Here is a 7,841-nt window from a genome sequence, read left to right as displayed (position 1 = left end):
GGACGGGACCGCCGCGGCCGTCGGCTGGGCGTCGTCGGCGGGCGGCCCTCCGACCCCGGCGGCCGGGTCGGCGGTGTCGTCGCCCTGCTGCGCTCGCCGCTCGTCGTAGAGCAGGTAGAAGAAGCCCACGACGCCCAGCACCCCGAAGAACCACCACTGGATGCCATAGAAGAAGTGCGGCCCGTCGTTGAGCTCGGGCATGTCGACCTTCTCCAGCCCACGGGCGGAGGCGCCGTTCTCGGTGTCGAGGTTCACGAAGCCGCCCAGGGTGGGATGGTCGATCGCCTTGCCGGCCTCGACCGCGGAGAGCGCCCGGGTGCCGAGCAGATCGCCGAAGGCGGTGACCGACGTCGCGCTGCCACTGGCGTCGGCGCGGGCCCAGCCGACCACCGTGACGGTGCCGCTCGGTGCGTTCGGCGGTGTCGTGAGGGTGTCCTGGTCCGGGGTCGACATCCAGCCGCGATCGACCAGCAGGGTGCTGCCGTCACTCATCACCAGCGGGACCACCACGTCCACGCCGTTGCGGTCGTGGTCGCCGCTGCGATAGCGCCAGATGATGGTGTCCGCGGTGTCGTAGGTGCCGGTCGCGGTGACCCGTCGCCATTCGTCGGCGTCGTCGAGGTCCGTCCCGACGGCCATCACGTTCCGGGCGGGCTCGGGGTCGGCCTTCTCGTTGGTGCGGATGATGTCGTTGTCCTGCCGCTTGTCCTGCAGCCGGCTGAACTGCCAGTTGCCGAGCCACCAGGTGGCATAGGCGAGCACCACCACCGCGAGAGCGAACAGGATCCAGCGGCGGGAGAGCAGGAACCGGAACGACCGCACACCTGCGAGGTTAGACGAGGCGCCCGACGGTACGGACATCGCCCGTAGGATGACAAGGTGAACCAGACGCTCAGCATCGCGACCGGACCGGCGACCCTGCCGGCCCCGGCCGGACGGCTGGTGGACCGGTTCGGCCGGGTGGCCACCGACCTGCGCGTCTCGCTGACCGACCGCTGCAACCTGCGCTGCACCTACTGCATGCCCGCCGAGGGCCTGGACTGGCTGCCGAGCGAGGAGGTGCTCACCGACGACGAGGTGGTCCGGCTGGTCGGTGTGGCGACCGGGCTGCTCGACGTACGGGAGGTGCGCTTCACCGGCGGTGAGCCGCTGGTGCGCCGTGGCCTGGTCGACATCGTGCGACGGGTACGGCGCCTCGATGCGGACGTCGACCTGTCGATCACCACCAACGCCCTCGGACTGGCCCGGACCGCGGCGGCGCTGGCCGAGGTCGGTCTGGACCGGGTCAACGTCTCCCTCGACACCCTGCGTCCGGAGACCTTCGCCGAGATCACCCGGCGCGACCGGCTGCCCGACGTGCTCGCCGGGATCGAGGCGGCGGCCGCCGCCGGTCTGGGGCCGATCAAGATCAACGCGGTCCTGATGCGCGGCGTCAACGACGACCAGGCGCCCGAGCTGCTCGCCTGGGCGGTCGAGCACGGCTATCAGCTGCGGATCATCGAGCAGATGCCGTTGGACGCCCAGCACGGCTGGTCCCGGGAGCGGATGGTGACCGCGGAGGAGACCCTCGATCGGCTCGGCAGCCGGTTCGCGCTCGCCCCGACCGCGGAGCCGCGCGGCAGCGCGCCGGCCGAGCTGTTCACCGTGGACGGCGGTCCGGCCACGGTCGGGATCATCGCCTCGGTCACCAGGCCGTTCTGCGGTGACTGCGACCGGGTGCGTCTGACGGCGGACGGCCAGGTCCGCGACTGCCTGTTCGCACGCCGTGAGTCCGACCTGCGAGCCGCGATGCGCTCGGGCGAGAGCGACGCCGAGCTGGCCGACCGGTGGGTGCGGGCGATGGCGGGCAAGCGCGCCGGCCACGGCATCGACGATCCGGCCTTCCTGCAGCCGGACCGGCCGATGTCGGCCATCGGCGGCTGACCGGCGGCGGAATCGGCGGCCGGGTGTCCGGGCGGCGACCCGCGAGGTCAGTGCGGCACGACGTCCCGGAGGAACCCCCGCGATCCGAGGAAGTCGCCGAGCGACTCACGGTGCTCCTCGCAGGCCAGCCAGATCTTGCGCCGCTCCGGGGTGTGCAGCCGTGGATTGTTCCAGCGCAGCTCCCAGGCCGCCGTACGCTGGCAGCCCTTGGCCGAGCACACCGCGGGATCGTCGGGGTCGCCCACCTGTCCTCGCTACCTGTCCTCGCCGTAGGTCGGGTCCTGGCGGTGCCGCTCGCGCCATTCCCGTCCGCCGCGCAGCTCCGGTCGTCCGTACGGCGAATCGAGCAGCGCGATGTTGTCGGCCTTGCGGTTGGTGGCGTTGGCCATCACCACCGCGACGTAGGGCAGCACGATCGCGCCGGCGATCAGGATCGGCCACAGCCAGTTGACGTGGGTGAGGCCGGCGATGACCGCCCCGATGAAGCAGGCCGATCGGATCGCCATCGAGATGATGTAGCGGCGCTGCCGGGTGGCGATGTCCGCGGCTCGACTGGATCCGGCGGTGGTGATCCGGATCGGGGCCTCCTCCGTCGCCCGGGCTCGTGTGCGACCTGAATGCGCCATGGGTTCGATCCTACGCCGCTAGGCTCGCACCTGGCGCCGCGGATGTGGGGCCGTACCCAGGAGCGAAGGAGACGGAGATGACCAACCGCACCTACCGAGTCACCGAGGTGGTCGGCACCTCGCCGGACGGCATCGACGCGGCGATCCAGAACGCGGTCGAGCGCGCCTCGCAGACGCTGCGCCACCTGGACTGGTTCGAGGTCACCGGGGTGCGCGGCCAGGTCAAGGACGGTGCGGTCGAGCACTTCCAGGTCAGCATGAAGCTCGGCTTCCGGCTCGAGGACGAGTAGACCGGTACGCCGGCCGGACCGGCGCGCAGGACGGCGAGGAGATTCGGCGTACCCCCTGGTAGCCGCTAGCGTTCGGCAGGTGAGCGATGCTGAGCCGGCCGCCGTGCCCCCGCGATCCGTCCTCGTCACCGGTGGCAACCGGGGCATCGGCCGGGCGATCGCCGAGGCGTTCCTCGCCCAGGGGGACCAGGTGGCCGTGACCACGCGCAACGGCGGTGCGCCCGAGGGCGCCCTCGATGTCCGCTGCGACATCACCGACCCCGCCCAGGTGGAGGCCGCGTACGCCGAGGTCGAGGCCGCGCACGGCCCGGTCGAAGTGCTGGTGGCCAACGCCGGCATCACCAAGGACACGCTGGTGCTGCGGATGTCGGAGGAGGACTGGTCGAGCGTCCTGGAGACGAACCTGACCGGCTCGTTCCGGCTCGCCAAGCGCGCCGCGAAGGGGATGCTGCGGCTGCGGCGCGGCCGGATCATCCTGATCTCCTCGGTGGTCGGACTGCTCGGCAACCCGGGCCAGGTCAACTACGCCGCCTCCAAGGCCGGACTCGTCGGGATGGCGCGCTCGCTGGCCCGTGAGCTCGGCAGCCGTGGCATCACCGCCAACGTGGTCGCGCCCGGGTTCGTGGAGACCGAGATGACGGACGCGCTCACCGACGAACAGCGAACGGCGATCTTTGACCGGGTGCCGCTGGGTCGCTACGCACAGCCGGCCGAGATCGCCGCGGCGGTGACCTGGCTGGCCGGCGAGGGTGCCGGCTACGTGACCGGCGCCGTGATCCCGGTCGACGGCGGCCTCGGCATGGGCCACTGACCACACCGACGGCCATACCGACCGCCACACCGGCGACACTCAAGGAGCTAGGGCAATGGGCATTCTCGACGGCAAGCGGATCCTGGTCGCCGGAGTCACGATGGACACCTCCATCGGCTTCGCGGCGGCGAAGGTCGCCCAGGAGCAGGGCGCGACGGTGCTCATCTCCAACTTCGGCCGGGCGCTCAACATCACCAAGCGGATCGCCAAGCGACTCCCGGTCACCCCGCCCGTGCTCGAGCTCGACGTCACCGATGCCGATCATCTGGCCGCGCTCCCGGACGCGGTGCGCGAGCATGTGGACGGTCTGGACGGCGTGGTGCACTCGATCGCGTTCGGCAACCCCGAGACGCTGCTCGGCGGCAAGTTCCTGACCGGGCCGTGGGACGACGTGGCGCAGGCGGTGCACATCTCCGCCTACTCGCTGAAGAGCCTGGCGATCGCCTGCCGGCCGCTGCTCTCCGCCGGCTCCTCGCTGGTCGGGCTCACCTTCGACGCCACCGTCGCCTGGCCCGCCTACGACTGGATGGGGGTGGCCAAGGCCGGCCTGGAGTCGACCGCCCGCTACCTCGCCCGTGATCTCGGGCCGGAGGGCATCCGGGTCAACCTGGTCTCCGCGGGCCCGCTGAAGACGCTCGCGGCCAAGGCCATCCCGGGCTTCGAGGAGCTGGACTCGATGTGGGCCGGCCGGGCGCCGCTGGGCTGGGACAACACCGACCAGATCCCGACCGCGAAGGCGATCTGTGCGCTGCTCAGCGACTTCTTCCCGGCGACCACCGGCGAGATCGTGCACGTCGACGGCGGCTACCACGCGATGGGTGCCTGACCGCGAGCGCGGAACCGGGCGGGGACTCCCAGAAGCGGCCGCCGAACCGTAGGCTCGCGGTATGCGCACCCTGGTCATCATGCGGCACGCCAAGGCCGAGGCGTCGGCGCCGTCCGACTTCGACCGGCAGCTCACCGATCGGGGCCACGCCGACGCCCACGAGGCGGGTAGCTGGCTCGCCGGGGTCGAGCCCGACTACGCCCTGGTCTCCGCGGCCGTCCGCACCGTGCAGACCTGGGAGGACGTCGCCGTCGGGGCGGGCTGGGATCTCGGTCTGGCCGAGTACGACGACGGCCTGTACGTCGCCTCCACCGAGGCGGCGCTCGACCAGATCCGGACCACCGACCCGGGGGTGGGCGTCCTCGTCGTCATCGGCCACAACCCGACGGTGGCGAACCTGGTCGCGCTGCTCGACGACGGTGCCGGCGAGGAGGAGGCGGGCAACGACCTCGCGGCCGGGTTCCCGACCTCGGCGGTGGCGGTGTTCGCCTATGACGGCGAGTGGGCCGACCTGGACGAGGCGGCCGCCTCGGTGATCCGGTTCCACGTCGGCCGGGGCTGACGTCTGGCGGACCGGGGTTCACACCGGCGGTGCCGGGGTGACGATGCCGGCCTCCGCGTCGGCCGCCTCGATCTCGTCCCGGGAGATCCCGAGCAGGTACATGATCGTGTCCAGGTAGGGCACGTTGATGGCCGTGCCGGCCGCCGAGCGCACCGCGGGCTTGGCGTTGTAGGCGATGCCGAGGCCGGCCGCGGCGAGCATGTCCAGGTCGTTGGCGCCGTCGCCGATGGCGACGGTCGCGGCCTCGCTGATGCCCAGCTCGGCGGCGAACTCCTGCAGCGCGGTCGCCTTGCCGGCCCGGTCGACCACCTCGCCGACCAGCTCGCCGGTGAGCACGCCGTCGACGATCTCGAGCTCGTTCGCCCGCGCGAAGTGGATGCCGAGATCGGCGGCGAGCCGGTCGGTGATCTGGGAGAAGCCACCGGAGACGATCGCGAACCGGTAGCCCAGCCGGCGCAGGGTGCGCACCATGGTGCGGGCGCCGGGGTTGAGCTGCAGGCCGGCGTACACCTCGTCCAGCGCGCTGGCCGGGACGCCCTGGAGCAGCTTCACCCGGGCGCGCAACGACTCGGTGAAGTCGACCTCGCCACGCATCGCGGACTCGGTGACCGCGGCGACCTCGGCCTCGCAACCGGCGTGCGCGGCGAGCATCTCGATCACCTCGCCGTCGATCAGGGTGGAGTCCACGTCCATCACGATCAGCCGCATCCCGCGGCGGGTCAGGTTCGCCGGTTGGACGGCGATGTCCACCTCCTGGGCGACGGCGTCGGCGGCCAGCGCGAGACGCAGCTCGTCCGGGTCGGCGCCGGAGACGTGCAGGTCGAAGGCGGTCACCGGGTAGCGGGCCAGCCGGATGATCCGGTCGATGTTGCCGCCGTGGCCGGCGATGCTGCGGGTCACGGCGCCGAGGGCCGCCGCCTTGAGCGGGGTGCCGAGCACCGTCACCCTGGCCCGCTGCCGCGGGCGGTGCGGCCGGTCGCCCGTGCCGGCCTCGATCTCGACGCTCATGTCGAGGGCGTGGGCGGTCTCCTCGATGGCGGTACGCAGCGCCGCAGCGGCGCCGGGTGACTCCGGCGCCGTCACCAGCAGGCCGAGGACGAGCCGTCCGCGCAGCACGATCTGCTCCAGGTCGACGACGTCGACCCCGGCGAGCGCCAGCGTGGCGAGGGTGGACGAGGTCACCCCGGGTCGGTCGCGGCCGGAGAGGGTGATCAACAGCGTGTCCGGGCGCTGGCCCAGCTGGTACTCGGTCATCGCCTCAGAGGTTATCGTCGCTGGTCATCGTCGCTCGCCAAGGCCATGACGACACCCTATGCGAGATCGTCGGCCAGACCCTCGGCCAGACCCTGGGCGAAACCCTCGGCGAAACCCTCGGCGAGACCGGACAGCGATCCGCCGGCTCGGCTCCGGCCGGGTGAGTCACTAGCATGGGAGCTTCGCCGGTGACACGAGGGCGCGAAGGGCACGAAGGGTTTGGTCGGGATGGTGGCCAGGATTCGACTCGGTGGGGTCGAGGTCGGGTGCGGCCCGCACCCCACGCTCCTGGACGCGCTGACCGAGGCGGGGTTCTGGATGCCGCCGGCCTGCCTGCTGGGGACGGCCGGCGCGACCTCGCTCCAGGTGGTGTCCGGCGAGACCGAGCCGGCGCCGTACACCGCGCACACGGTCAGTACGGCGGGCTGTCAGTGCCAGGCGCGCCCGCTCGCGGACGTCGAGGTGGAGCTTCGGGCGCGCATCGGCGGCCGGGTCCTGCTGGTGGCTCGAGAGCTCGCCGCGACGGTGGTGGGCCTGGAGCGGATCGCCCCCCAGGTGTGCCGGGCACTCCTCGAGCTCGAGGATGTCTCGGCGATCGGCACCGGCCAGCGCATCGACCTGGTGGTCCCCGGCAGCGGCGAGCAGCGACCCTTCACCGTGGCCGGGGTCGCCGGCCGGACCGTGGAGCTGCGGGTCCAGCGCGTCCCGGGTGGCCTGGCAAGCGACCTGTGGCTGTTCGGCTCGGTCCGGCTCGGCGACCGGATCCAAGTGGTCGGTCCGTTCGGTGCGGCGCGTCCGCCGGCCACGATGCTCAGCCCGGCGGCCACGCCTCCGGGGAACCGGCGGCACTGAGCGCGCGCCGCACCGCCCGGTCCAGCGGCACCAGCGCCTGGCGCCGTCGTTCGATCTCGCCGGCGCTGATCGCGGCGCCGTCGTCCTCGAGCGCGACCTCGACGATCTCGGCGGCCTGCGAGCCACGCGCGGCGAGCTCCACGCAGCGGGGCGGGATCCCCGGCACCTGTGGCAGCGCCGGCGCGTGCCGCAGGTTGATCAGCCGGTCGGCCGCCTCCGGCCGCCAGCGGGCCACGTCCAGCTCGGCGAGTGCCGTCGCCGAGTCCCGCAGCGCGGCCCGCAGCCCGCGGTCCGCCTCGCCGACGTCGGGCACCGCACGCCGCCATGCCGGCAGGCAGTGCCACTCGATGACGGCACCGACCCGGATCGGCACCAGTCCGAGACCGGCGTCGGTCACCACCGCCTGGCCGGCCTCCAGGGCCGCGGTGTTGAACTCCGGTGGCCCGCCCAGGCCGACCGGGTCGCCGTACGCCGGCACCGCCAGCCCGGCGCCGGTGCCACCCTCGACGCGCAGCCGCCCGAGGCCGCCGACCAGGCTCTGAGCCACTCCCGGCTCGCCGCCGAGACCGAGCTCCGGGAGGCCGAGGACGACGTGGGTGGCGTCGGCACCGATCACGCCGTCGAGGACGTCGTCGGTCGAGGCGTCGCCGCGCAGCCATGCCGTCACCCACCAGGCGAACCGCAGCGAGTCGAGCAC

11 protein-coding genes are annotated in these 7,841 nt (G+C 72.7%); 6 read left to right on the top strand and 5 right to left on the bottom strand.

What is annotated here, in order from left to right:
- Nucleotides 1–822 (bottom strand): SURF1 family protein (locus QM638_RS04580; RefSeq protein WP_415140755.1); only part of this gene is annotated, 822 nt, incomplete at its 3' end.
- A gap of 57 nt (nucleotides 823–879) precedes the next feature.
- On the opposite strand from QM638_RS04580, the gene moaA reads away from it, so the two are divergent.
- A complete protein-coding gene (gene moaA / locus QM638_RS04575) occupies nucleotides 880–1,923 on the top strand; it encodes a GTP 3',8-cyclase MoaA (protein WP_415140754.1) in 1,044 nt (347 codons plus the stop codon).
- Nucleotides 1,924–1,970: 47 nt separating this feature from the next.
- On the opposite strand, the gene QM638_RS04570 is transcribed toward moaA, so the two are convergent.
- The gene (locus QM638_RS04570; protein ID WP_415140753.1) at nucleotides 1,971–2,168 is read right to left on the bottom strand and encodes an acetone carboxylase; all 198 of its coding nucleotides are present in this window, start codon (nucleotides 2,166–2,168) and stop codon (nucleotides 1,971–1,973) included.
- 9 nt (nucleotides 2,169–2,177) lie between these two features.
- Nucleotides 2,178–2,549 carry a DUF3099 domain-containing protein gene (locus QM638_RS04565; RefSeq protein WP_415140752.1) on the bottom strand — a complete coding sequence of 124 codons (372 nt, stop codon included), beginning with the start codon at nucleotides 2,547–2,549 and terminating at the stop codon, nucleotides 2,178–2,180.
- Between the two features lie 77 nt (nucleotides 2,550–2,626).
- Here QM638_RS04565 and QM638_RS04560 point away from each other — a divergent pair, with 77 nt between their 5' ends.
- The 4 genes from QM638_RS04560 (at nucleotide 2,627) to QM638_RS04545 (ending at nucleotide 5,038) form a co-directional block, all read left to right on the top strand.
- A complete protein-coding gene (locus QM638_RS04560) occupies nucleotides 2,627–2,839 on the top strand; it encodes a dodecin (protein ID WP_415140751.1) in 213 nt (70 codons plus the stop codon).
- A 79-nt stretch (nucleotides 2,840–2,918) separates the two neighbouring features.
- Nucleotides 2,919–3,650: a 3-oxoacyl-ACP reductase FabG gene (gene fabG, locus QM638_RS04555; RefSeq protein ID WP_415140750.1), complete on the top strand. Its 732-nt coding sequence runs from the start codon at nucleotides 2,919–2,921 to the stop codon at nucleotides 3,648–3,650.
- Between the two features lie 55 nt (nucleotides 3,651–3,705).
- The gene (gene fabI, locus QM638_RS04550) at nucleotides 3,706–4,476 is read left to right on the top strand and encodes an enoyl-ACP reductase FabI (protein ID WP_415140749.1); all 771 of its coding nucleotides are present in this window, start codon (nucleotides 3,706–3,708) and stop codon (nucleotides 4,474–4,476) included.
- A gap of 61 nt (nucleotides 4,477–4,537) precedes the next feature.
- Nucleotides 4,538–5,038, top strand: a complete 501-nt coding sequence (locus QM638_RS04545; protein WP_415140748.1) for a SixA phosphatase family protein — start codon at nucleotides 4,538–4,540, stop codon at nucleotides 5,036–5,038.
- Between the two features lie 18 nt (nucleotides 5,039–5,056).
- On the opposite strand, the gene serB is transcribed toward QM638_RS04545, so the two are convergent.
- On the bottom strand, nucleotides 5,057–6,292 hold the full coding sequence (gene serB / locus QM638_RS04540) for a phosphoserine phosphatase SerB (RefSeq protein WP_415140747.1): 1,236 nt from the start codon (nucleotides 6,290–6,292) through the stop codon (nucleotides 5,057–5,059).
- 228 nt (nucleotides 6,293–6,520) lie between these two features.
- Here serB and QM638_RS04535 point away from each other — a divergent pair, with 228 nt between their 5' ends.
- Nucleotides 6,521–7,144: a hypothetical protein gene (locus tag QM638_RS04535; protein WP_415140746.1), complete on the top strand. Its 624-nt coding sequence runs from the start codon at nucleotides 6,521–6,523 to the stop codon at nucleotides 7,142–7,144.
- Here the strand turns inward: QM638_RS04535 and QM638_RS04530 are convergent.
- Nucleotides 7,104–7,841 (bottom strand): hypothetical protein, encoded by a 738-nt coding sequence (locus tag QM638_RS04530; RefSeq protein WP_415140745.1) that lies wholly within the window; start codon nucleotides 7,839–7,841, stop codon nucleotides 7,104–7,106. The two genes, QM638_RS04535 and QM638_RS04530, sit on opposite strands and share 41 nt — an antisense overlap.

Source organism: Nocardioides sp. (assembly GCF_047606145.1).
In the GTDB taxonomy this organism is placed as follows: Bacteria; Actinomycetota; Actinomycetes; order Propionibacteriales; family Nocardioidaceae; genus Nocardioides.
Note: the sequence above shows the minus strand (reverse complement) of the source record. Positions and strands in the feature narration are given on the sequence as shown.

Excerpts from the sequence above, each read along its gene's own strand:
- QM638_RS04565 (WP_415140752.1), bottom strand. The coding sequence starts at position 2,549 with ATGGCGCATTCAGGTCGCACACGAGCCCGGGCGACGGAGGAGGCCCCG.
- QM638_RS04560 (WP_415140751.1), top strand. The coding sequence starts at position 2,627 with ATGACCAACCGCACCTACCGAGTCACCGAGGTGGTCGGCACCTCGCCG.
- fabI (WP_415140749.1), top strand. The coding sequence starts at position 3,706 with ATGGGCATTCTCGACGGCAAGCGGATCCTGGTCGCCGGAGTCACGATG.
- QM638_RS04545 (WP_415140748.1), top strand. The coding sequence starts at position 4,538 with ATGCGCACCCTGGTCATCATGCGGCACGCCAAGGCCGAGGCGTCGGCG.
- serB (WP_415140747.1), bottom strand. The coding sequence starts at position 6,292 with ATGACCGAGTACCAGCTGGGCCAGCGCCCGGACACGCTGTTGATCACC.
- QM638_RS04535 (WP_415140746.1), top strand. The coding sequence starts at position 6,521 with ATGGTGGCCAGGATTCGACTCGGTGGGGTCGAGGTCGGGTGCGGCCCG.